The following is a 24,379-nucleotide window of genomic DNA, read 5'->3' as shown; positions in this document are numbered from 1 at the left end:
ATAGTCGGGGCACACTGACTTTAAGTCTTGAGCACTCACGGCTCAGGTGGAGGAGGGTCCACATGGATCAACAATCACGTTTTTTAGTCAATGAAACATCTTCTTTATGGAGGGATACCGTTCATCTGCCAACGTTTCAATCACTGCAAGAGAATATTGAAACAGATACGCTGGTTGTCGGGGCAGGAATTACTGGGATCACCGCTGCCTATAAGTTGGCCCGTGAAGGAGTGTCGGTGGTCCTTATCGATGCCGGATCGGTTGCGAGTGGCACGAGCGGGTATACAACTGCGAAAATCACAGCACAGCATGGTTTAATTTATGACCGTTTGATTCATGAGGTTGGGCCAGAGAAAGCAAAACTTTACTATGATGCAAATAAAGAAGCACTGCATTGGATTGGCAAATATATTTCAACTTATAACATACAATGTGATTTTGAAATTCAGCCTGCCATCATCTATGCGACAACAGATCAAGAGGCACGCTCGATTGAGAAAGAAAAGGCTGCGTATGATCAATTAGGGATTGCGGGAACATTACAAGATGACCTTCACCTGCCTTTTCAAGTGAAGAATGGACTGGTTATGCCCGGACAGGCGCAATTTCATCCGCTTATGTACTTGCACGCATTGCTTTCCGATCTTGTGAAGCGCAAAGTACCCATCTATGAAGAAACGTTGGCAGAAGATATAAAGGAAGGGGCAAATCCGCTCGTCACGACAAAAAATGGATCCACCATTCGTTGCCGAAATGTGCTGATTTGTTCTCACTTTCCTTTTTACGATAATCGATTTTATTTCTCCAGAATGTTTCCTGAACGTTCTTATCTCATTGCTTGCGAGACAGATTCACCCCCTCCTGAAGGCATGTATATCAGCGCCAGTGATCCGAAACGTTCGATTCGTGGATTGAGGCTGAACCAAAAGAATTATCTCTTGGTCGGTGGCGAAAATCATAAGACTGGTCGCGGGGAGCGTATGGACATTCATTTTCAAAGGCTCGCCGATTTTGCAGAGCAAAGTTTTGGCGAAAAGAATATTGTCGCTCATTGGTCGGCACAAGATTTTACAACGCTTGATCAAATACCTTATATCGGACGGCTGGCAAAACATACATCAAATCTCTTTATCGCAGCGGGATTTCATAAGTGGGGGATGACAACAGGGACTCTGGCAGCAACATTGCTAACCGATCTCGTTAGGAAACGTACGAATCCCTATATTGATCTATTTAGTCCTTCGCGTATTGAAGCTGCACCAATGCTCGCCAGCTTCCTCGTTGAAAATATGAAAACAGCGGGAAACCTGATTAAAGGCAAACTCGAAAAAGTGGAGCCTCTTGATGAACCTTTGACGAATGATCAAGGACGGATTGCTTCTCTTCATGGAAAAAGAGTCGGTGCATACCGGGATGATCAAGGAAAGCTAACCGTTGTTGATGCGACTTGCCCGCATATGGGCTGTGAAGTAAACTGGAATCAAGGAGAACACACATGGGATTGCCCTTGCCATGGTTCACGATTCCAGGCGACCGGGGAAGTGATTGACGGTACGGCAAAGGATCCATTATCAGTGATTTTCTCAGAATCAGACCATTTGAATCAAGAACGCAAATTTTCAAACGGACAGAAGGATGAATAATGGGTCTCATTGAAATGATGGCTGAAGAAAAAATTAAAGAAGGTTTGAGCGCCGGCGCTTTTGATCATCTTCCAGGTAAGGGGAAACCTTTAGTTCTGGAAGATCTTTCAGCGGTTCCACCAGATCTTCGCGCCGGATACAAGATGTTAAAGAACGCAGGAATCCTTCCTGAAGAAGTGCAGCTGCGAAAAGAGATCGTAACCTTAACCGATTTGCTCAAATGTTGCGAAGACGATCAGGAAAGCGAGCGCTTGAGTAAGGAATTGCGGTTTAAACGGCTGCAATTTAATCAATTAATGGAAAAAAGATCCGTACGACATTCTTCTACTTTTAAAAATTACCGATCGCGCCTTCTTCATCGCTTGCATTTGTAAGGGTGCAGAGAAGTCCACTTATCTGTCTTTCCATATATGAAGCAACGGCCCCTGATTTCCGTAGACGGGGTCTTGTTTCGGTTTGCCAACACGGGAGATATTAGCTTTTAACGTTTGTGTTTCTTTAGTTTGCGTATCATAGTCTTGACCGTTTGGGTATCCCCCAGCGATCGAAAAGTCGCTACTTGATGAGAGACGTTTATGTCCTGTTCCCGCTGGAAGAACAACAACGTCACCAGCCGAAACCTTAAAATCTTTTCCATTCTCACCACCAAGCCGAAGTGTCGCGTGTCCGGAAATCACGCCGAGTACTTCATGGGAAGTGCTATGGAAATGGTGGTACGTAAAAACACCATCCACCCAATTATTGCCCCAATTATTCTTTTCAAATGTTTTCACTAGTTGATTGGTTCGCCCTTTAAACGCGCCGGGATAGATCAACACTGAGAAATAGGGATTATTGGGTATGGTGCCGTTATCTTTGAATGTCTCTGTTTTGACCTTGACTTCGTGCGCTGATGTTGTCGCTTTGGAAGCATTGTTGACAGTCGTTTTTCGTACTGTATCGGACGCCTCATTTTGATATGAATAGGATGCTCCACCACATGCTGCGAGCGCGATCAAAGGCATTACCCCTGCAAATTTTATTATATTCCGCACCAATGGCCCCTCCTTGATAAACGTATTTTTTTAATTATAACACTCTGAATATTTAGATTATATAATAATGCTCGAATTAAAATGAGATTTCTGATTGCTGGGCCATCCATTTGGTATTTGTGAGGAGATTAAGAAACAAAGGAAGGAATCCCTTGTTAGGCTTCCTTCCTTTTCATTCCATCTTTGTGTAAACGAGTACGGCATCACGAAGCATCTTTGCGGCACCAGTTCCAAGACGTTCATCATAGTATTTTGTAAATCTAGGATCGTCCACATACATTTGCGTTAATCCGGCATGAGCTTCTTTGGAGTAAAAGGTCCAGAAATACCCGAGCCATTGCCGATGTAGATCTGCGGCTCTTTGTGCCGGTGTACTTGTCGGATCACCAAGCTGCATGGCTTCTTTTAATTGTTGGAACATTTTCTGCTGGACATCGATCGATGCGTCATACTCTCCTTTACTCAAGTTTGCGAATTTTTTATTAGATTGATTTATGGTTTCCTCTCCGTATTTTTCGCGGATTTCTTTGCCATAGTTTTTTTCATTTTGATTCAGCATTTCTTTTTTTAATCCTTCAAATTTCTCCTGATCACTCATCTTAATCACTCCTTTTTCAGAGTCCAATGTCTTCTCAACGTTTGCAATCAGCTGCTCTAGCCGCTTTTTCTCTTCAATTAATTTAGTGTACTGTGCAGTGAGGGCATCCACGCGATTAAAATCGGGTGAGGCAAGTATGTTGTGTATTTCTTTTAAGCTGAATTTTAGCTCTTTGAAGAAGAGAATTTGTTGAAGAAGATCCACTTGTTTTGGCCCGTAGATTCGATAACCGGACGCGTTCACAAATTCAGGTTTTAATAGATTTAGCTTATCGTAGTAGCGTAAAGTTCGTGTACTGACTCCAGCTAGATTTCCCAGTTGTTTGATGGTGTAATGCATGGGCGCCCCTCCTTACTTTTTCTATCTTATACCTTGACGTTGCGTCAAGCTCAAGCCTATTTTTATTTACTGATGCAGTTGTTAAGATAAGCGGGGCACAAAACTAGCCCATCGTTTGCACCAATTGTGCTTCGATTGCTCGCTTGCCGCGGGCGATCCGTGAGCCTCCTCATACACGCATGTAATCTGCGGGGTCTCACCTGGCTCGCGATCAGCAGGAACGCTCCGCAGACGTCTCGCATCTTCGTGTATGAGCCTAAATTTGACGAAATCGATGCCGTTCATCCGAGTATTTAACGCCAAAATTTTATACTATCTTTACTTATCAAAAGTCCCTATATTTTTGTTTTTGCTGAATTGCGGTGGTAGACTAGGAAAGGTTTGATCCGAACAAAAATAGATGGTGTTCGCGAATCTTAGATCATTATGATTAAATAGAAATAGTCGCTACTCACGCATTCTGCGTTGTTGATCGGAGGTGACGGTTCTTGAGTCATTCATTTCTGCAATTAAATACGATTTTTATGAGTATTATGATTGAAGCTATTCCTTTTATCGTCATTGGTGTGTTTCTTTCAGCAATTATTCAAATGTTTGTGACCGATCGTTTGGTTGCCCGCATTGTCCCTAAAAATAGAGTAGGATCTGTCGTTTTCGGTACATGTATGGGCGCTCTTTTTCCTGCCTGTGAATGCGGGATTGTACCAATCACGGAACGATTAGTAAAGAAACAGGTGCCGCTTCCGGCTGCCATAGCGTTCATGCTTGCAGGTCCGATTATTAATCCGGTTGTCTTGTTCGCGACCTATATTGCCTTTGGCAGCAGTTGGCAAATGGTCTTCTATCGAGCCGGACTCGCCATTGCGGTGGCTATTGTTGTTGGCTTGCTTGTTTCCTATCTCTTTCCTGAGAATCAATTGCGGGACTATCTCGAAAAGAGAATAGACCATGATCATCATCATGGTCATCACGAATCTGAGCATGTGCATCCTATTACCTTCATGGATAAATTTAGAGGGACTATGGATCATGCCATCGATGAATTCTTTTCCGTCTGTAAGTATCTTGTATTTGGGGCGTTTATTGCTGCGGCGATGCAGACGTTCATAAAACAAAGTACGTTGCTTTCGTTCGGTGGAACACAAGTCACAGCAATTCTTGTCATGATGATCCTTGCTTTTATTATGTCGCTTTGTTCCGAAGCAGATGCATTTGTCGCTTCATCATTTCGGGCCACTTTTCCTCCAGGACCGCTCACTGCGTTTCTTGTATTTGGGGCGATGGTTGATATTAAAAATCTGATTATGATGCTTTCAACCTTTAAGAAGAAATTTGTTGCCGGACTCATCACGCTCATTTTTCTCAGTGTGTTTGTCGGTGCATTGTTGATTTAAAGGAGGTGCGGCCATGATACGCTTTATCATTCTATTTGGGTTTGCCTATCTATTCTTGCATCTACATTTAACCGGAGATATTAGTAAGTATATAAATATGCGTTATGGCTATCTTTCCTTTTCAATGATTTTTGTCATTGGGGCGATGGCCATCTATCAAATTGTGAAGTGGAACAAGGAGGGGAGCAAGCAGCACGCCTCTGTAGAAAAAGAGATCTTCGGACATGACCATAGCCATGAAAATAATTCGTGGTGGAAGAAAACCGTGACGTATCTTCTAGTGGTCTTCCCGCTAATTACCGGATTGTTTCTCCCTATTGCAACTCTGGACTCGAATATTGTTCGAGCAAAGGGTTTCCATTTTGCTGAAATCGATAATGACAAGGATCAGTATGCGAATCATCAGATCCTCAAACCGGATACGAGTCAATATTATGAGAGCAGTACGTATAAAAAGATGCTGGAGTCGGACATGGAGAAATATAGTAAGCCTGATCGTCTGTACCTTGATGACGACAATTATCTCCGTGCACTTGAAGCGGTCTACAATTATCCAGGGAACTTCGACAATAAGAAGCTTTCCATCATGGGCTTTGTCTACCATGGCGACTCCTTGGAACATAATCAGTTGTTCTTGTTCCGCTTCGGTATTATTCACTGTATCGCTGATGCCGGCGTATTTGGTATGATGGTTCAGTTTCCACAAAATGTCACGTACAAAGACGATACATGGATTCGTGCAGAGGGACAATTATCAGAAACTTATTATCAACCCTTTAAGCAGACAATACCGGTACTGAAGGTGACCAAGTGGCATCAAATGGAAAAACCAAAATCACCATACGTTTATCGAAAGTACTGATTGAGTCGTTTCAAGCAGATTGTTTGATACAGTTTTACTTGTTTTCTATAATGAAAAGTGTTGACAGGGAGTTCCTGTTCGGCGAAAAACATCTGAATAGTATTTTCATTGTTCGGACAGGTTATCCCTGAATGAATGTAAGGGGGATTTACACATGGCAAAGAATATTGCAGCAGTACTGGCGGATGATTTCGAAGATGTTGAATTTACTGGACCGGCACAGGCGTATAAGGAAGCCGGTCATACTGTGACCGTAATCGGGAAGCAGAAAGGCGCAGTCATCACGGGAAAGCACGGTGCTAAAGTTACGGCTGATGCATCAATCGACGATGTAAAACCAGCTGATTTTGACGCATTGTTGATCGCCGGCGGTTATTCACCAGATAATCTGAGAGATGACGATCGTTTTGTCAACTTCACAAAAGCATTTATGGATGATGACAAAGCTGTCTTTGCGATCTGCCATGGTCCGCAGCTCTTAATCACTGCAGAATCTGTTAAGGATCGTAACATTACCGGTTATAAATCAATAGCTGTTGATTTAAAGAATGCCGGTGCTAACTATAAAGACGAGGAAGTTGTCGTTTGCCACAACCTTGTGACGAGTCGTACACCTGATGATATTCCGGCATTTAACCGTGAAAGCTTGAAAGTGCTCGCTTAATTAGAAAAAATGTAAGAAACCGCTGTTTCTCCAATTATTGGAGGGACAGCGGTTTTATGTTTATCCTGTAATTTCATAGATTAAGTAGTAATTTTGTGACGCGTGTATTCAGTTGAATGTTCGTTTTTTAATTGATCATCTTTCCTGTGATTCAAAAACGTTTGAGCAATACAACGATTACACCATTCATTTTTCTTTATCCGGACAAGGGTTTGGGGATCAAGGTGCTGATGAGGCTGAGTGGGCCATTCTCCGCATACATCCATACCTTCAACTTTTTTATTGGTCAAAAGTATGTCCAGAAATTCAAGGAGTTTTGCTAATCGCAAATGCCCTTGATCCCAGTTCGTTTCGGCATTTTGTGTTGATAATAGATCTTTATCGATACTGACGTAAACCGTATCTGTAGGAATGAATGCCGATAATCGTTGCTCAGAGGGAAAGTTATGCTCAGGAAGCAAAGTCACCTGATTGCGTTTAGGTATTGAGATTTGGGTGTTGGCAGAATTAGGACCTAGAATGATTACTTTTTGGAGATTGGGCACTTCAGAGAGGGCATGGCGTACCCATGATCCGCAAGAGAGCAAAGTACCGATTCTGCCTTCTTTCAAATCAGTATGGTGATCAAAGAGGATCAATGTGAACGGTTCAGTGATTTGCTTCATTAATGCGAGCGTTACATAATGATAGTTTCCGCTTCCTAAAAAAGTAAGCCCCCGGTGAGCGCACGCGTTTAATTGATGAGCGATCGTCGAATAAGCTTCAGCAGAACAATACAAATGTGTGCCTCTTAAATTGCGAAAATCGATCCAATGATGGGGCACCATCGCGAGCAGTTCATCTTGCATTTCATACGTACCATCGAAATTACAGAATGTGATGTCATGATGCAACAAAGTCATGTGATTACACTTCTTTCTTGAGATCATGTCACGATCAATTAATGAACCGTTTCCATTACTATATTAATGCAACGTACCGAAAAAAGAAACTGAGGCGGGTGATTGCTCGAAGTGAAAGAAGGGGAAAGTAAAGAAAAGAGAAGATGGAAAATGCTAATAATGACAGAAATAACAAAATATTGACAAATCTATCGAATAGCTTTTATTTTTCGTTCATTTGCTCTATGATGACAAGTACAGGTCTTTTGGCCTGTTTTAGAAAACGGCTTGTGACTGAAACATGGAACAAGCGGCTCTTTTATTTTATGTGCAGTCAAGATGTTGGTTAGGTTCTTGTGATCGAATCAAACGCTTGGCTGTTTTTTTTTTTTCTGCAGAGAACGCGGATCGTGATCTCCGAACTTCGCAAATTTGGAACAGCATCTCTTCTTTACTCTTGTTATACTGGGTTTACCGTTCGGGAGGAAGGGGATGCTTAATGGACTCGATGACAATGTTGCAGGAGATTCTGGAATATGTTGACGAACATATCACAGACGATCTTAGCCCGGATCGTTTAGCCGCACGCGCCGGATTTTCAACCTGGCATTTCTGCAGGGTATTCCAGTGGGGCGTCGGCTATTCAGTGATGGTCTATGTACGGAACCGCCGTCTTTCTTATGCTGCACACGAACTCACTTCCGGCCGGCGTATTCTCGACATTTCATTGGAATATGGTTTTGAAACCCACTCGGGATTTAGTAAAGCTTTTCGCCGTTACTTCGGCTGCTCGCCGGGAACCTACCGTTTGCATGCACATAGTGATCGCCCTTTCCCGCCAAACCTTCCTCGCACAAACAATTATTTGACTGGAGGAATTATTTTGGAACCGAAAATTGTTACGCGCCCTGCTGAAAAGCTTGTGGGCTTTGCCCTTAAGACGACCTCGTCCGACGGAGAAAACAGTAAGGCAATTCCGGCTTTTTGGGACGACTATATGAGTAACGGGAGGATGGAAAGACTGCACGCTGAAAGCTTTGTTGACAACCATGATGAGTATGGTGCGTGTTTTCCTGAAGATCCGGAGAACGGCGAATTTGACTATGTAATCGGAATTGAACCGAAGGCTGGCGCAGCAATCCCTGATGGTTATCACGTTTGTGAATTGCCGCCAGCAACTTATGCTGTCTTTTCGACACCGCCTTGTAATGCCACGAACTTTGTATCTGCTATTCAGGGCACATGGAACTACATCTTTAATGAATGGTTTCCAAAATCCGGATACGAGTATGCACCGAATTGTGTCGACTTTGAACGGTACGATGACCGTTGCATGTCGGACGAAGGAAAGATATGCGACATCTACATTCCGGTCGTTAAAAAACAAAATTAATAGGTGTATAACAATGAATCATACAAAAACGGACACCGCAGTTTACCGGGTCCGTTTTCGTGATTGTACATCACTTCATCAAGTCATTACATCGAGAAAAACGATTACAGCTCTACATCAGATTAACAATCAAAACACCTCAGTTATAAGAATGTAAAGGCATCACCGTAATTTTCAATAAGAAGAGAAATGGTGTGTAAAATACAATCAGAAAGCATGAATGCCCCACACAAAGTTTGAGCTGGGGGGCAATTTAAGGTGTTCGTTACGATTTTTTAGGGTTCGTTACGATTTTTACATGGTTAGTTACGAATTTTCAAGCGATCCTCACAATCTGATTGATGCACCGATCGGTAGGCAATGAGCATCTTCTCTATGGCCGAGTTGCTCTGTTTTGGCTACGGGCAAATGATAGCGGTCGGTGACTTCAAGTACGAGTTGTTCGATGGAAGGCTGATCATGTTTGGCTTGCATGGATGAAAAAGTACCGAGCAGCACACCGGAACATTGCTGAAACACAGCCAGTTGATCTAATTGTGCGAGCAGTGAAGCCATCCGTGCTGAGCCCCCGCCTAATGCCTCGAGGAAGAGTATTTTATTTGTAGGATCCGGGAAATAAGGTGTACCGGCGAGTTTAAGAAAACAGCGAATATTACCGCCGATGATCGTCCCACTCATCTCCTGACCGCGTAGCCAGCGATACTGAAATGAAGGTGCGTCATGATCTTCCATGAATGCATGTGTAAACACTTGCTGCGCTTGCGGGAAATTTCCAGCAAGATTTTTGACTCTGTAGTGATAGGAAGATTTTCCTGTTTGGGCATAGATCGCGTTATTGATCACTGACAAATCACTCATACCGATAAACGGGCTATTAGATTCACGGATTTGTTCAAAGTTGAGATCATTAAGAATTTGATTGGCACTGTCCCCACCGGAAATGTCAAAAATGGCTTTGATCTCAGCATTGTTAACGAGACACATCAGTTCTGCGGCACGTTCCTGATGTGTACCACTAAATGGAGAACGAGTACTGCGATATAGGGTGGTTGCTTTCATCACCTTTAATCCTAGACTGTTCAGTGTTTGCTCAATGCTTATGATTGCTGATTGTTCTTCGGGATAAAGGCCATCCGAACAGGAAATCAGTCCGACTGTGTCGCCCATTCGCAAGAGTGGCATAGGCTCATCCTCCTTTTCCCTAATTATTTTAACCCTCTGCGTCGCAATCCTTTTGGGTAGAAATTCTTCAGAATTCCACCGGCAGCTTTTCCCCAACCGAGTGGGAATCCATCAATTGTAACAACAGTCCAGCCTTTAATATTGTCGGTAAGCGGTAAGGTTTCCCCGCGCAGATAGCTGTCCCATTGATTTTCAGTGTAGTGAAGCGCTAATTGCTGCTGGAAGGCACTTGAAGGAAGTGCAAGTGCGAGCGCATGGTTGGGTTCGAATCGATTCTTTTTTTGTTCACCAAGATGGAGCCCGAAACGAATCACTTTTAATTTCCCGAAATCTGGACAGTCAAAGGGAAGCAGAAAGAGCTGGTTACCTGAAAAATGAAAAATACCGTCAAGTTTCTTCGCTAATACAGCTTTCTCAAACTGCTGGAAATCGCTCAGCTCACTTGGTTTAGCAGAAACCGCAGTTTTATTTCTGCGAGATTCTGTCTCACTTTTCTTAAGCAGTTTTGCAACGAAATGTCCTTCTCCTTGTAAGTGATGCGGCCATAATCGTGCCGTTTTCGATAGTTCATCTTGCTTGGATCTTGTCCATTGTGGACGACCATCAGCAACACCAAATGATTTTTCAATCGGCAACAGTTCAAGATCTGGATATTTTTCAAGGAGTTGCTCAATCATTTGTTCGTCTTCCTCCGGCGAGAAGGTGCAGGTTGAGTAGACAAGAACCCCACCGGAACGCAGCATCAGATAGGCTTGGTCAAGAATTTGGGCTTGAAGTCGTGCACAATCTGCGACATGATCCGGGCTCCAGTATTGCATCGCATCGGGGTCTTTCCGAAACATTCCTTCTCCGGAACATGGGGCGTCAACGAGAATCTTGTCAAAATAGCCCGGGAAATAATGAGCTAACCGTTCTGGTGTTTCATTAGTAACAACTGTATTTGTTATGCCCATCCGTTCAATATTTTCCGACAGCGCTTTGGCCCGTTTCGGATAAGGTTCATTCGAGATAAGTAGGCCTGAATTTTGCATTGAGGCAGCGATTTGTGTCGATTTTCCACCAGGTGCTGCGCATAAATCAAGCACATGATCGCCAGGTTCGGCACCGAGCGTTTCTGCGACAAACATTGCACTCGGTTCTTGAATGTAGTAAAGTCCTGCTTGGTGAAACGGATGTTTCCCAGGCAGGTCGTGTTCTTCATAATAATAACCGGTTTGGCAAAAAGGAATGGGCTGGAGATGGAACTCCGGACGTTCCATAAGTTGCTCGCCTGTAACTTTCAATGGGTTTACGCGCAGTCCAACTGCTCGATTCTGTTGATAGGTTTCAAAGAACAGCGCCGCTTCTTCCGCACCCATCATCGTAGTGATTTTCGTTCTAAATGCTTCAGGTAACGATAACAAGAAAGCTCCTCCTTAAATAACAGTTCATCCGTTAATCTGCAGATACTGCAATATGTTTGAAAGCACGCACATCAAATAAGCCGGTGTCCGTGAGTTTGAGATCCGGAATGACCGGCAGGCTTAAGAAGGACAGCGTTAAAAATGGGTTGAATGATTCCGAAACGCCAAGCATTGACGCTGCATTTCGTAGCCGTTTGAGTGCTTCCGCAACATCCTCTGCAGGGGCATCAGTCATCAATCCGGCGATCGGAAGTGCAAGCTCCGCAAGTATTTTTCCGTTTTCGACGACAACCATGCCGCCATCAATCACTTTTAACCGTTCTGCAGCTGCGATCATATCTTCATCATTACAGCCTGTGACTACTAAGTTATGGGAGTCATGAGCAATGGTTGTTGCGATTGCACCGGCATTCATGCCAAAGCCCTTGACGATTGCTAATCCGATCGTGCCAAGTCCTTTGTGCCGTTCGATCACCGCCATCTTCAGATAATCTTTCCCTTTTGAAAAATGAAAGTGACCATCTTGTACTGGGACATGCTCAATCACATCACGCGTCACTAAGCTGTTCGGAATAATCTCAATAACATGCGCTTTTTGAGAGGAACTTAATTTAACCGCAAATTGCTCGGGTGTGAGCACAGGCAAGGTGAGCGGGTGATTTTCTGCCATGAATAAGGAGCGGTTGTGGTTTTGAACAGGAATTCCATTTTCTGCTACGAGTTTTCCATGAGCAAATACTTTGCTAATTGAGACCTTCTCAAGATCATCGAGAAGAAGAAAATTCGCTTCGTAACCTGGAGCAATCGCACCTTTTTCACGGAATCCATAACATTCGGCAGCGTTCAGAGATGCCATTTTAATACATGTGATCGGATCTAATCCATGGTCAATCGCCATGCGTACATTATGATCGACGCTGCCTTCACGCAGAAGATCATCCGGGTACTTATCATCCGTACAAAAGAGGAAGCGTCGACTGTTCGCTTCATTCACGAGATCGATGAGCTGCGGTAAATCTTTGGCAACAGTTCCCTGCCGGATCATGACATACATCCCTCGTGACAAGCGCGCTTTTGCTTCATCGATGTTCACACATTCATGATCGGTACGGATACCGACAGCTTTATAGACATTTATGCCTTGTTCATCAAGCCCTGCCGCGTGCCCATCAATACGCCAGCTATGGTTTAATGTCATCGCCAGTTTATTAACCATCGAAGGATCTGCATGAAGTACGGCGGGAAAATCCATGACTTCTGCGAGACCAAGAACATGTTCATTTTGAAAGAGCGGCTCAAGATCATCGGCATTCAGCGTTGCCCCATTATGTTCGAAAGAGGTCGCAGGTACGGATGATGGCAGCATGACATAGAGATCAATGCTGCTTTCCTTTGCACGCTCAAGCATGAATTGAATTCCGGACGTACCAAGCACATTTGCAATTTCATGTGGATCAGTGATCGCTGCAGTAACCCCATGCACAGCGAGAACGTCAGAAAAAGCTCCTGGTGTAAGCAGTGAGGATTCAATGTGTACATGCGCGTCAATAAAAGCAGGACTAATATATTTTCCGCGTGCATCGATTGTTTTTATGCCTTCATAGTCGCCAAGTCCAACAATCATTCCGTCACAAATTGCGACATCAGTCTTTAATAATTCACTGCTGAATACGTCGATAACAGTGCCATTCTTGATGACGAGATCTGCAGGTTCCTTTTTTGCGGCAACGTTGATCCGTCTGATGAGTGGTTCTTTATCTATAGTCAAAGCACAGACTCCCTTCAATTTTAACGCCCAAACTTATATAGACCATTATAACTGAAAAGTGCAGAGGGCGTGAATGAAGCGGAAAGGGAGACTGCATGAGGACACAAAGATCAAATGAGCCGACCGACGGTAAACGTCACAGCCATGGTCAATGCGCCGACGAACATATTTCGAATAACAGCTGGTTTCTTCGGTGCGCCGCCTAAATGAGCACTGATGTAACCGGTCAAACCGAGTGCAATAAGGACGGTGCTTACCGTAAAGGGCACACGGATCGACAACGGTGTTAGGAGAATCGACAGCAGGGGAAGAGTGGCACCAATCGAAAACGAACCCATCGATGAAAAAGCGGCATACCATGGATTAACATAATCGTTAGGCTTGACGCCGAGTTCCGCACGGGCGTGGGCACCGAGTGCGTCTTTATTCATTAACTCGACAGCAACTTTTTTTGATAAATCCTCCGACAGGCCATTTTTCACATAGATATTGGCCAATTCGCTCACTTCACCTTCATAGTCGTCCCTAAGTCTGACCTTTTCTGCTTCGACCACCGCTTTCTCCGTGTCTTTTTGTGTACTCACGGAAACATACTCACCGCCGCCCATTGAAAGTGCACCGGCCACGAGACCGGCTAGTCCGGAAATGAGCAACGTTACGGTATGAGTAGTTGCCCCGGCGACACCGATGACGATGCCTGCCGTAGAGACAATACCGTCATTGGCACCGAGAACACCGGCGCGAAGTACATTTAATTTTTGGCTAAAATCGTTCGTTATATGGTCCATAGTCAGTAACTCCTCTTCCTCATAAATTGAAAATAGTAATAGATAAATGAGAATGGTAATCATCTTCATAACCCTGAAAACGGAACATGCTGCCACCCCAAATGGATGACAGCATGTCTATCAATATTAAAATAATTATTATCTGATTTTACTTTATTTTATATGGAAACCAATCATTTGTCTATAATTTAACTTTGGTTCTACGCTTTTACTTGGTAAGGGCTAAAAACTCGTCAACATCGCGCATCAAATAATCGAGTGCACTCTGCCAAAAAGCGGGTTTCGTTAAGTCAACAGCCAAATGTTTTTCCGCAAGTTGTTCGGTCGTCATTCGGCCGGTATCGCGAAGCAGGGCATCGTAATTTGCCGCAAATGCCGGACCTTCTTGGCGTGCACGGACGTAGATCCCTGTGCTAAATAAAAATCCGAACGTGTACGGAAAATTATAGAACGGCCAGTTCGTAATGTAGAAATGAAGTTTTGATGCCCAGAAAGTTGGGTGATAGACATCAAGTGAATCGAGATAAGCTTCTTTCTGAGCATCGGTCATGAGCTGGTTGAGTCGGTCTACGCTGACCACGCCATTTTTTCGTTCTGCATAGAAGCGTGTTTCAAAAAGGAATCGCGCATGAATATTCATAAGCAATGCGACGCAGCGTTCGAGCTTATCTGCAAGGAATGTTATCCGTTCTTCTTTGGTCTTCGCCGCAGCTTGTGCCGCATCGCTGACAATCATTTCAGAGAAGGTAGATGCGGTTTCAGCAACGTTCATTGCATAGTTTTGTGAGAGGTAAGGCAAATCATTCATGAGTGATTGATGGTAGGCATGACCCAGTTCATGAGCAAGTGTTGATCGATTTCCCGTTGTGCCACTAAAGGTCATAAAGATCCGAGATTGTCCGGATATTGGAAAATTGGTGCAGAAACCTCCAGGACGCTTATTTGCTCTGTTTTCAGCTTCAATCCAGCGATTCTCCAATGCATTTTTTGCGAAAGAAGCCATGTTTGGATTAAATGAGCCAAAATGCTTGGTGATAAACGTTGCAGCATCTTCATAGGATCCTTTGCTGCTGTTGTTACTCAGTGGTGCATCAACATCAAACCAGGAGAGCTTCTTTAAGTGAAGCAGTTCTGCTTTACGTTTCATGAATTGAACAAGTTTTGGTTTAGCGTGATCAATCACGGACCACATCGTTGATAAGGTCTGTTCCGACATGCGGTTATAGTCAAGGGGTTCGTCAAGAATGTTGTCCCAGCCGCGTGCTTTATACGCAGTGATTCGATATCCGGCAATGTGATTCAGCGCTGCTGCAAAAAGGTCGGCATGATCGCTCCAAGCGGATTCAAGCGCCTCAAACGCACGTTTTCTCATTGTTCTTTCGCCATCGTCGAGCAGATTATTCGCTTGACTCACGGAAAGCGTCTCTTCTTTGCCGTCTTTTTCAAGAGTAATTTCCATTTTACCGATCAGACTATAATAGAGATCTTCCCAGCCATGATAGCCATCTACGGCTAACCCACTGATGAGCTGTTCCTGCTCGGCACTAAGTTTTTTCCTGGAACGTTCTCTTTTTTCACGAAGCGCAAATTGTACTTCTTTCAGGGCATCCATACCGAGTAAGCCCGCCCAATTTGCATCTGAGATTTGTCGAAGTATATTTTCAAATAAACTATCCGCTGCGTTCAGCGCGGCATCAAGACTTTGGATTCTGTTGTTTGCCAACGCAGCATTCTGATCTTTAATGTTCTGAGCGGTCAGACATTCCACATAAGCGCCTGCTTCATTCAATTTCTTACGCAACAGTTCATCGGTGCGTACCAAATCAATGAATGTCGCTCCGTCGTCAACGGTAAATGATGTGTGTCGTGACGTCAATGTTTGGGTAAATGCGTCAATTTCATCGCTCAGTGTATTTAGAAACGATTGAAAATCAGGCGAAGTGGAGCCGCCGTTAAAGATTGTTTCGAGGTCCCACTGTTGGTTCAATTTTTCCATGGTATCCCTTCTTTCTGCATCTTCAGTAATTGTAGCACATTGCCTAAGGTTTAGATTTTGTTGTTTCTTGAATGAACTGATAGTATAGAAATAGGATTTCATTAAGGAGCTTAGTGTTATGCATGTGCTATTTGTTTGTCTCGGCAATATTTGTCGCTCACCGATGGCTGAGGCTGTGTTACGACATAAGATTTCTCAAGCAGGACTGTCGGATCGAATTAGTGTGGATTCGGCAGGAACAGGCAACTGGCATATCGGCGATCCACCGCATCAAGGAACACAGAAGCAATTGAACAAAGTCGGTATTTCCTTCGATCAGATAAAGGCCCGTCAAGTTCAGCCTGATGATTTTCAAAAATATGATCGTATTATTGCCATGGATCGTCAGAATGAACAGGATCTTCTTCATTTGGCTAGGAAAGTCGATGCGGATAAAGTGAGCAGATTTATGAGCTTGCTGCCAAACCATGCTTTGGCAGATGTTCCGGATCCATACTATACCGGACGATTTGAGGAAGTGTTCCAGTTGATCGATCAAGGCACAGACTGCTTGATTGAAGAGCTTAAGAAACAGATTTAAGATGAAACACCACTATTTAACAATGATCTGAGTTAAGATTGCCTCATATTAACTCGCTCCAGTGTGCAGACTAATTCATGTAATCCTTTTAGGAATTACAGCACTGCGAGGAGGCAGAATCTGATGAGTGTTTATGGCAAAAGCCAGATGGGCAAATTTATGCTGATCGGCAGCATGGTTGGCTGCGGTTTGTCACTGATGAGCCGCGAGACACGATCGGTCTGGGGCCACAATATGTCGACAGCGGTAACGAACGGCGGCCGGTTGATTCGAACGATCTATCAACATCCGGATCAAGTTGGCAAGTATATGAAAGTGACGGGTACACGGCTTAAGGGCTTGGTACGTGAGGCATCGAATGACTTTGAGCAAATGATTGACCGTGTGGAGAAGGCGAGAACGAGTACGGGTAATACGTATCAATACGTTATGGAAGTCGGTACTGAGTTTGCGGACATGGTAGGAAAAATTAGGCAATCAGGTAAGTCTATTGCCAATTACCAAGAACCTGTACTTATTGATACGGAGCAAGAAGCATTGCAACGGCTTGAAAATGAAACAACGGTACCTAACCCGGGAACACTGCCGAATTATACGAAACATCAGAACGTATCGGCATCTTCCCAGCAGCCAAAAGCAAAAAGCGGAATGAAGAAGCATCCTGTCAAGCATTCACATTAATTGTTTGGATGAGGATGAAGAGAGACCGGGGATGGAGATTAGTGGGGAAAATGCAATTACGTAAAATTCGACTCTTCGCCAAACTTCTGGGCAAACGGTTTGTGGAAGACAATACTGCGGATTTAGCGGCAACATTAGCGTACTATTTTCTGTTGTCGCTTTTTCCGCTGTTCATTTTCCTATTTGCGATTATTCCTTATCTCGGACTTCGGCAAGAACAACTCATTACTTTGACGGGTGCTTTCTTTCCAAAAGAGGTCTTAACACTCATTCAACAGAATCTTGATGGTGTATTTACCAAGCGCGGTGGATTGCTTTCTGTAGGGGTCATTGCGACGCTTTGGCCGGCTTCGAGCGCGATTAATGCCTTGATGCGCACCTTGAATCATGCGTATCAAGTTAAGGAATCACGCTCATTTTTGATTATCCGCTTATTGGCGATGTGTTTTACAATAGCAATGGTCTTCGCAATTGTGATGACCCTTGCAGTGAATGTCGTTTCTGCCGGGCTTGCCAGAAGCTTTCTGGCTTCTATTGGTCTATCGGATACGTTCGCAGATATGTGGTCCGTCATCAGTACATTTGTTACTTTTCTCGTCATTATAATTATCTTTGCTTTTCTCTATCGTCTTGGACCAAATATAAAGTTGAGAATGGATGAAGTGATGGTTGGAGCGGTTATTGCTGGTGCCGGCTGGCAGATTGTCTCCTATGGTTTTTCCTTTTATGTTCGTTATTTTGGCAACTATTCGTCAACATACGGAACCTTGGGAGGCATCATTATTCTCATGCTTTGGTTCTACCTGACTGCACTCACGATTATTATTGGCGGACAAATCAACGCCATCATTCACGAATTAAATCAATCAGGTCATGAATAGTTCTTTTTAAAATAAAAACGAGTCCATTAAATCCTAGGACTCGTTTTTCGAAAATTGTATCGTTGGCAAGGTTGAGTAAAATCCTGCGCATGTGTATTAGCCACGTAATAATCTTAGTCCATTCAGAATAACAAGAATGGTGCTCCCCTCATGACCAATGACGCCAAAAGGCATGGTAAGAAATTGTAAGAAATTAACTGCGAGTAGGAAAGCAATCATGGCTAGAGCGAACGTGCTATTCATTTTGATAATTTTACTCATTTTCCGTGACAAACGAACAGCTTCAGCAATCTTTGAAAGGTCATTCTTCATTAATACGATATCGGCGGTTTCTAGAGCCGCATCGTTACCCGCGCCCATAGCAAGCCCGACCGAAGCCTGGGCAAGTGCAGGTGTATCGTTGATTCCATCACCAACCATAGCCACGCTTCCATAGTGCTCACTCAACTTTTTAATCGCGATAACTTTATTTTCCGGAAGACAATTTGCGATATAACTGTCAACGCCGGATTCATTTTGAATCGCCTCCGCAGTTTTTTCATGATCACCGGTCAACATGATGGTATGGATCCCGAATTTCTTCAGTTTCTCAATTGCAGCAACCGTTGATTCACGGATTTGATCCTTTAAGGTGAACAGACCGATCACTTTCCCAGCCGTGGCGACATACACCAACGTTTGACTTTCATCGATTTCAGATGAACGATTCTCCTTTGTGAATTGATCAAGAGCATCACGATCCATCATTTGTCTCTTGCCAATCTGATAGTCGGTTTCTCCAACGGTTCCCTTTACACCAAAACCCGGAATAACCTTAATATTACTTGCCGAAGGGAGTGCTGCTGCAGAATGTTTTGCAGCAAAAGTCACAATCGCTGTACCAAGTGGGTGGGACGACTGGTTCTCAACGGCAGCGATTTCTGCTAAAAATGTTTTGTCGTCTCGTCCGCTACAATTAATAAAGGATACGACTTCCGGAGACCCTTTTGTCATGGTTCCGGTTTTATCGAAGGCAATCGCTTTAACTGTGGCTAATTGTTCCAGATGAACACCGCCCTTGATGAGAATGCCGCGACGTGCACCATAGGCTACGGCTGAAAGAACGGCTGGTGTTGTCGAAGCAACGAGTGCACATGGGGATGCGACAACAAGAAGCACCATGGCACGGTAAATCGTGTCACTCCATGACCACCCAAACAAAAAATGCGGTGCAAAGAGCATCACTGCTGTAGCAAGTAACACGATTTTTACATAGGTTCGTTCAAAGCGTTCAATGAAGAGCTGTGTCGGTGCTTTCTCTTTTTGTGCGGACTGAACAAGTTCCAATATTTTACTAAATAATGAGTCATGACTCTTTTTGGTTACACGGACAAAGACACTGCCGTCAATGTTCATTGTGCCCGCCATAAGGGACGTTCCCTTCTTTTTGTAGACAGGAACAGATTCACCGGTCATCGTGGCTTCATTGACAGTGGTTTCACCTTTGAGAATCACACCATCGGCAGGAATGCGTTCTCCAGGCATAACATGGATGGTATCTCCAGGTTGAATCGTTGTGACTGAAATTATGTGTTCTTGATTATTTGTGACCAGTCGTGCCACTTCCGGTTGAAGTTCCATTAGAGAGGAAAGGGCATTCGTACTTTTTGCAGTTGAGTAGGTTTCGAGCGCGCCACTCAAAGCGAAGATAAAGATCAGGATTGCACCTTCCATCCAATGGCCGATGCAGGCTGCACCGATTGCAGCGGTGACCATTAGGAGTTCAACATTTAGCTGGTGCGTCTTCACCGTATCAGTAATCCCTTCTCTTGCTTTGAAAAATCCACCGATTATATACGCCAGTGGGTAGAGTAGCCAAATATTTGGCACACTCACTAGGCTGAGCAAATAGGCGACCAAGGTCAGCGCACCCCCGGTCAGTGCGGCGATGAGTTCACCATGGTTTTTCCAAAGTCTATGAATAGGTTCAAACGAATGATTTCTATTCGGAGTTTGTGCGAGGTTTGCTTCTTGCATCATCATTAATCAACCCCTCTTCAAATTTCAAATTATAATAATTATTAAATGATATTAATTATATGATACTATGAATTTTTTACTTTTCAAGCAGAAATTGAAATCAAATGTTTTTAATTGAGAATAATAATCATCATCGTAACCCCTAAAAGCAGTCAATGCTGCCGCTAGAGCTAGCGACAGCATTGAAAAATAAATTATAATTATTTTAAACTAATTTACATTTATTGTAGAGCATAGGGAACTATATGTCCAGCTTAGAGTCACTTTTATTCTTCGATTTTATTTAGGGGCATCATTTCTCCTCGAAATCATACTTATAGGGATGGGGGGAGTGGCCATGCTGTATAGAATAAATAAGTATCTAGTGATCGCCTTTATCCTTTATCTGTTCACTCTCATCTTTCTCACACTTTTCACGCATAACTATTACACGTACGGAAAATCAAGCAACCTGATACCGTTCAGTAGTGTACGCCTGATGTTGAGGAGTGGCAGTAGTGCACTTTTTATAAAAAATATAGTTGGAAATGTCATACTTTTTCTTCCATTAGGTATTTTTTTGCCTATGATTATCCGTTCAAAACAACGATTTGCGTGGCAGTTGAGCTTGGGATGTATGGTGAGTGCTGTGATCGAACTCTGTCAATATTTCTTTGCAGCAAGAATATTCGATATTGACGACATCCTGTTAAATACTCTGGGTACACTCATTGGCTGGTTATTCTTCATGATTGTCCAGACGCTTAGACGAAAGGTGATTATTTTCTATTCTCATTAACGATGGAGCAGACGATCGGTAGCCTTGTATATGCGAAGTGCACCACGTTCGCCTAAGTGATACTCGACAAGATGTCCGCCTGCGTCAAACAAATAGTATGCAGGGACAAATCGATTACCAAACAGATCGGCAAGATGATGCTTATTATCAATTAAAATAGGTTCAGTGATGGAATAGTCCGCTGCAACATGTGCAACCTCATTGACATCCAAATCTGCCTCAGACAAAGGCATGTGAATGGCTACAACATTCAATTCTTGAGGATACTTTTCACGGATCGATTGGATGACAGGCAGGGCATTTTTACATTTCGAGCAACTAATCGCCCAAAAATGAATCAGTGATGGAGCGCCAATCAGTCCTTCACGTGTCACTTTTTGATTCATCCAATGGGTCGCTGCATTAAGGTTCGGTACTAATAGATTTTTTTTCAAGAGCTATTCCTCCTAAAGGAGGGGCTTCACTGCGCGCGTAGGAAAGCCCGTTGCTCTCATAGCATATGCAACTTGAAGGGGAAGGTTCATGGGGGATCTACAAGAGCGTAAGCAGCACGAATTGTATCACTGACCTGAGGCTGCCTTTTCACCATAGTAGTTGTGACGCGCAAGGGACTTTTGATGAATCCAACAACTTACTGAAGCAAGCAAAATGAAGAGAGCAATTCCGTAGAATAATCCACTCCCATGGATAAAGTTGATGAGCGTGTTTCCTGTTACAGGTCCCACAATGCATCCCATGCTGTAGCAGATCATCATTAGAATATTGCCGAGCGGGATTTGTTCACGCTCAAGCAAGTCACTGACATAGCTCATACTCATCGAATAGAGGGAACCAATCAACATGCCGGCCGCTAGTAAGGTGAAGAAGATCCCGTAAAAATATACCGACAACAATCCAGTGAGTGCAAGAGAAATAGACCCTAACAGACACATGAGCGGAAGTAATCGTTTGCGCCCCATTCGGTCGCCGATCATGCCTAATGGAACCTGAGTCAATAATCCTCCCATAACGAAGGCCGGAAGTAGGGCTGACATCGCATCGAGCGTATACCCATTTCTCAAAGCAAAAATAGGAAAACTGTTATTCATTGACGTTTCGAGATAGCCGAAAGCAAAAGTGGTCACGAGCCCTGACCACGCTGCAGTAATGACTTTTTTATAGCGAGTGAAAAGTTGCTGTACAGATGAATCGTTCGTATCGACCAGTTCAGGAAATTCATTTTTAAGGAGCAGCAACAGGAACAACACGACCGTACAAAAGAAACCACTTATAATGAATGGAACGGCTGTACCGTAGTCAAGAAGACGTACAAGCATAGGACCTGCTGCGATGCCTAATCCAAAAGAAAAACCATAGAAAGAAATAGTACGGCCACGTTTTCCTGGAGGACTGTCAATCGTAATCCATGTTTGTGCGGCAAAATGAAGCATACTGTCGCCAAAACCAACACAGATTCTTAATGCAAACCAAAACCAGATATTTATCCATAGAGGAAAAAGGAAAAGAGGGATGGTGATCAGAGCTAATCCAAAAATAAGAAAGAGCTTATAACCCAATCGCCGCATGGGTTTCTCCATGAGCGGAACAGAGAGCAACATGCCTACATAAAGCGACATTGAGCCAACACCGTTCAGAATCGCGGGTACATCATTTTTTTCAAGTAGCGTCGCGATTACTGGGAGTAGCATGCCTTCAGCCGCACCACAAATAAAGACAGTACTGATCAGTAATGAAAATTGGAAACGTTGATAAGCGGTGTTCATACCTGTTGCTCCTTCTGTCCACAAGAAAATGGATGCTCATTAATGTCCGAACAAACTCAGCAAGATCAAGTATACCTGATTTTAGGTGATGCGTCCTGATGATAAAAATTTTCCAGATCATTGGAAATGTGAGCGGACATCATACACCAGAATTATTCTTTTTTTCTTTGATGAGCCAAGTATCCTTTACAAATCGTTGCTGATCTACCAAAATAAAGGTACTGTTTCTTTATAACTATTTTTAATGCACTGAAAATTATATTCATAGATTTGGAAGTGGAAATGGATGGTCGATTTTGCAAAATCTGATGCTCTAAACCGTTTGCCCAAGCAATTTTTTGCCGACCTGGTTGTGAAAACCAATGCAGAAATTGCAAAGGGTTATGATGTAATTAATCTGGGTCAGGGAAATCCTGATCAACCAACACCTCCGCACATTGTTAAATCGCTACAGAATGCAGCGGCGAACCCGCTCTATCACAAGTATTCACCGTTTAGAGGTTATGATTTTCTTAAAGAAGCGGTCGCAACCTTTTATAAGCGTGAATATGATGTGGATCTTGACCCGAAGACAGAAGTCGCGATTCTTTTCGGATCGAAAACCGGACTTGTTGAAATTGGTGAATGCTTATTAAATAGTGGGGATACGGTATTGATGCCGGATCCGGGTTATCCGGACTATTTATCCGGATTTGCACTGGCAAACCTGACTATGGAAAAGATGCCACTCCGAGAAGAAAATGCATTTCTCCCTGATTATGGATCGATGTCGGAAAGCCTGTTAGATAAAGCAAAGTTGATGTTTCTTAACTATCCGAACAATCCAACCGCAGCGACAGCACCGGCTGACTTTTTTGAAGAGACGGTGAACGTAGCTGAGCGCCATAATATTTGCGTATTGCATGATTTTGCATATGGCGCACTGGGCTTTGATGGCCAGAAACCGCGCAGCTTTCTGCAGACCCCAGGAGCAAAAGAGGTCGGTATAGAGACTTATACCATGTCAAAAACCTACAACATGGCCGGATGGCGTGTCGGTTTCGCACTTGGCAATAAGAGTGTCATCGAAGCAATTGAGCTGTTCCAGGATCATTATTTTGTTAGTTTGTTCGGAGGAATCCAGGAAGCGAGTGCCACAGCTTTACTTAGTTCTCAAGACTGTGTCCGAGAGCTTGTGCAACGTTATGAATCACGTCGTAATGCTTTTTTTGATGCCGCGCACAAGATCGGTTGGAATGCAGTACCGTCCAAGGGCTCATTTTTTGGTTGGTTACCTGTTCCTGAAGGATACACTTCAGAGTCATTTTTCGAGTATGTACTTGAAAAAGCACATGTTGTCCTTGCGCCAGGTGTAGGATTTGGAACAAGCGGCGAAAATTATGTGCGGATCGGACTTCTTAGTGAACCAGAAAGACTTGCCGAAGCCGTTGAACGGATCGGACAATTGCATCTTTTTGATTGATGAACTGAAAAATTTGCTTCATATAACCGTAAGTGGCGTGCAATAAGCTGCTTGCGGTTTTTTGTTCTGTAAAGCACATAGAGGATGGTGAGTGCGTGTCGTGCGAAACAGATTCAAAAGGGCGCCGAAAAATCCGTGAATACGCGCGAATCTGATCGGAAACCGCGCGAAAAAGGGTGGCGGACATTCAATAGGTTTTTGAGACACCTTTTAATAAAATGTGACTTAGCCGTACTTCACTTCTTGGATAAATTCATGGGAGCAAGCAGA

At 43.6% G+C, this 24,379-nt stretch carries 22 protein-coding genes; 11 read left to right on the top strand and 11 right to left on the bottom strand.

Features of this window, described 5'->3' with window-relative positions; translation table 11 throughout:
* Positions 1 to 62 precede the first annotated feature (62 nt).
* Both NIE32_RS04300 and NIE32_RS04295 read left to right on the top strand, forming a co-directional pair.
* Positions 63 to 1,643, top strand: coding sequence for an FAD-dependent oxidoreductase (locus NIE32_RS04300; protein WP_253053384.1), 1,581 nt, complete (start codon positions 63 to 65; stop codon positions 1,641 to 1,643).
* Complete coding sequence (locus tag NIE32_RS04295) at positions 1,643 to 2,017, top strand: DnaJ family domain-containing protein (RefSeq protein ID WP_253053382.1); 375 nt, start codon at positions 1,643 to 1,645, stop codon at positions 2,015 to 2,017. Before NIE32_RS04300 ends, NIE32_RS04295 begins: the two co-directional genes overlap by 1 nt.
* 18 nt (positions 2,018 to 2,035) lie before the next feature.
* Here the strand turns inward: NIE32_RS04295 and NIE32_RS04290 are convergent, their stop codons facing one another.
* Together NIE32_RS04290 and NIE32_RS04285 are read right to left on the bottom strand one after the other, a co-directional pair.
* The gene (locus NIE32_RS04290; protein ID WP_354327067.1) at positions 2,036 to 2,677 is read right to left on the bottom strand and encodes a cupin domain-containing protein; all 642 of its coding nucleotides are present in this window, start codon (positions 2,675 to 2,677) and stop codon (positions 2,036 to 2,038) included.
* A gap of 172 nt (positions 2,678 to 2,849) precedes the next feature.
* Positions 2,850 to 3,614 (bottom strand): MerR family transcriptional regulator, encoded by a 765-nt coding sequence (locus NIE32_RS04285; RefSeq protein WP_253053380.1) that lies wholly within the window; start codon positions 3,612 to 3,614, stop codon positions 2,850 to 2,852.
* A gap of 488 nt (positions 3,615 to 4,102) precedes the next feature.
* Between NIE32_RS04285 and NIE32_RS04280 the strand changes: the two genes are divergently transcribed.
* From NIE32_RS04280 to NIE32_RS04270, 3 genes are all read left to right on the top strand, one after another.
* Positions 4,103 to 5,008 carry a permease gene (locus NIE32_RS04280; protein ID WP_290443441.1) on the top strand — a complete coding sequence of 302 codons (906 nt, stop codon included), beginning with the start codon at positions 4,103 to 4,105 and terminating at the stop codon, positions 5,006 to 5,008.
* Positions 5,009 to 5,021: 13 nt separating this feature from the next.
* Positions 5,022 to 5,870: a TIGR03943 family putative permease subunit gene (locus NIE32_RS04275; RefSeq protein WP_253053377.1), complete on the top strand. Its 849-nt coding sequence runs from the start codon at positions 5,022 to 5,024 to the stop codon at positions 5,868 to 5,870.
* A 154-nt stretch (positions 5,871 to 6,024) separates the two neighbouring features.
* Positions 6,025 to 6,534, top strand: a complete 510-nt coding sequence (locus tag NIE32_RS04270; protein WP_253053375.1) for a type 1 glutamine amidotransferase domain-containing protein — start codon at positions 6,025 to 6,027, stop codon at positions 6,532 to 6,534.
* 80 nt (positions 6,535 to 6,614) lie between these two features.
* On the opposite strand, the gene NIE32_RS04265 is transcribed toward NIE32_RS04270, so the two are convergent.
* Positions 6,615 to 7,436 (bottom strand): arginase family protein, encoded by an 822-nt coding sequence (locus NIE32_RS04265; RefSeq protein ID WP_253053372.1) that lies wholly within the window; start codon positions 7,434 to 7,436, stop codon positions 6,615 to 6,617.
* 478 nt (positions 7,437 to 7,914) lie between these two features.
* On the opposite strand from NIE32_RS04265, the gene NIE32_RS04260 reads away from it, so the two are divergent.
* Positions 7,915 to 8,808, top strand: coding sequence for an AraC family transcriptional regulator (locus NIE32_RS04260; RefSeq protein WP_253053370.1), 894 nt, complete (start codon positions 7,915 to 7,917; stop codon positions 8,806 to 8,808).
* A 327-nt stretch (positions 8,809 to 9,135) separates the two neighbouring features.
* On the opposite strand, the gene NIE32_RS04255 is transcribed toward NIE32_RS04260, so the two are convergent.
* The 5 genes from NIE32_RS04255 to NIE32_RS04235 all read right to left on the bottom strand — a co-directional run bounded on the left by NIE32_RS04255 (position 9,136) and on the right by NIE32_RS04235 (position 15,945).
* Complete coding sequence (locus NIE32_RS04255; protein ID WP_253053368.1) at positions 9,136 to 9,990, bottom strand: S66 family peptidase; 855 nt, start codon at positions 9,988 to 9,990, stop codon at positions 9,136 to 9,138.
* A 23-nt stretch (positions 9,991 to 10,013) separates the two neighbouring features.
* Positions 10,014 to 11,393, bottom strand: a complete 1,380-nt coding sequence (locus NIE32_RS04250) for an RsmF rRNA methyltransferase first C-terminal domain-containing protein (RefSeq protein ID WP_253053366.1) — start codon at positions 11,391 to 11,393, stop codon at positions 10,014 to 10,016.
* A 31-nt stretch (positions 11,394 to 11,424) separates the two neighbouring features.
* On the bottom strand, positions 11,425 to 13,161 hold the full coding sequence (gene ade / locus NIE32_RS04245; protein ID WP_253053364.1) for an adenine deaminase: 1,737 nt from the start codon (positions 13,159 to 13,161) through the stop codon (positions 11,425 to 11,427).
* 110 nt (positions 13,162 to 13,271) lie between these two features.
* Positions 13,272 to 13,949: a VIT1/CCC1 transporter family protein gene (locus NIE32_RS04240; protein ID WP_253053362.1), complete on the bottom strand. Its 678-nt coding sequence runs from the start codon at positions 13,947 to 13,949 to the stop codon at positions 13,272 to 13,274.
* A gap of 208 nt (positions 13,950 to 14,157) precedes the next feature.
* Entirely contained in the window at positions 14,158 to 15,945 is a 1,788-nt protein-coding gene (locus tag NIE32_RS04235) for a M3 family oligoendopeptidase (RefSeq protein ID WP_253053360.1), read from the bottom strand.
* A 118-nt stretch (positions 15,946 to 16,063) separates the two neighbouring features.
* Between NIE32_RS04235 and NIE32_RS04230 the strand changes: the two genes are divergently transcribed.
* The 3 genes from NIE32_RS04230 to NIE32_RS04220 all read left to right on the top strand — a co-directional run bounded on the left by NIE32_RS04230 (position 16,064) and on the right by NIE32_RS04220 (position 18,087).
* Complete coding sequence (locus NIE32_RS04230) at positions 16,064 to 16,525, top strand: low molecular weight protein-tyrosine-phosphatase (protein ID WP_253053358.1); 462 nt, start codon at positions 16,064 to 16,066, stop codon at positions 16,523 to 16,525.
* 123 nt (positions 16,526 to 16,648) lie between these two features.
* A complete protein-coding gene (locus NIE32_RS04225; RefSeq protein WP_253053356.1) occupies positions 16,649 to 17,206 on the top strand; it encodes a hypothetical protein in 558 nt (185 codons plus the stop codon).
* Positions 17,207 to 17,256: 50 nt separating this feature from the next.
* Positions 17,257 to 18,087: a YihY/virulence factor BrkB family protein gene (locus NIE32_RS04220; protein ID WP_253053354.1), complete on the top strand. Its 831-nt coding sequence runs from the start codon at positions 17,257 to 17,259 to the stop codon at positions 18,085 to 18,087.
* Between the two features lie 96 nt (positions 18,088 to 18,183).
* On the opposite strand, the gene NIE32_RS04215 is transcribed toward NIE32_RS04220, so the two are convergent.
* Entirely contained in the window at positions 18,184 to 20,106 is a 1,923-nt protein-coding gene (locus NIE32_RS04215; protein WP_381451916.1) for a heavy metal translocating P-type ATPase, read from the bottom strand.
* 337 nt (positions 20,107 to 20,443) lie between these two features.
* On the opposite strand from NIE32_RS04215, the gene NIE32_RS04210 reads away from it, so the two are divergent.
* A complete protein-coding gene (locus NIE32_RS04210; RefSeq protein ID WP_253053350.1) occupies positions 20,444 to 20,884 on the top strand; it encodes a VanZ family protein in 441 nt (146 codons plus the stop codon).
* Here NIE32_RS04210 and NIE32_RS04205 read toward each other — a convergent pair.
* Together NIE32_RS04205 and NIE32_RS04200 are read right to left on the bottom strand one after the other, a co-directional pair.
* Entirely contained in the window at positions 20,881 to 21,318 is a 438-nt protein-coding gene (locus NIE32_RS04205) for a TlpA family protein disulfide reductase (protein ID WP_253053348.1), read from the bottom strand. The genes NIE32_RS04210 and NIE32_RS04205 overlap by 4 nt on opposite strands.
* Positions 21,319 to 21,444: 126 nt before the next feature.
* On the bottom strand, positions 21,445 to 22,647 hold the full coding sequence (locus NIE32_RS04200) for an MFS transporter (protein WP_253053346.1): 1,203 nt from the start codon (positions 22,645 to 22,647) through the stop codon (positions 21,445 to 21,447).
* A gap of 286 nt (positions 22,648 to 22,933) precedes the next feature.
* Here NIE32_RS04200 and NIE32_RS04195 point away from each other — a divergent pair, with 286 nt between their 5' ends.
* Complete coding sequence (locus tag NIE32_RS04195; protein WP_253053344.1) at positions 22,934 to 24,109, top strand: pyridoxal phosphate-dependent aminotransferase; 1,176 nt, start codon at positions 22,934 to 22,936, stop codon at positions 24,107 to 24,109.
* Positions 24,110 to 24,379 lie beyond the last annotated feature (270 nt).

Source organism: Sporolactobacillus kofuensis, from assembly GCF_024125425.1.
Taxonomy (GTDB): Bacteria; Bacillota; Bacilli; order Bacillales; family Sporolactobacillaceae; genus Sporolactobacillus; species Sporolactobacillus kofuensis.
The sequence above is the reverse complement of the archived record's forward strand: the minus strand, read 5'-3'. Positions and strand labels throughout refer to the sequence as shown.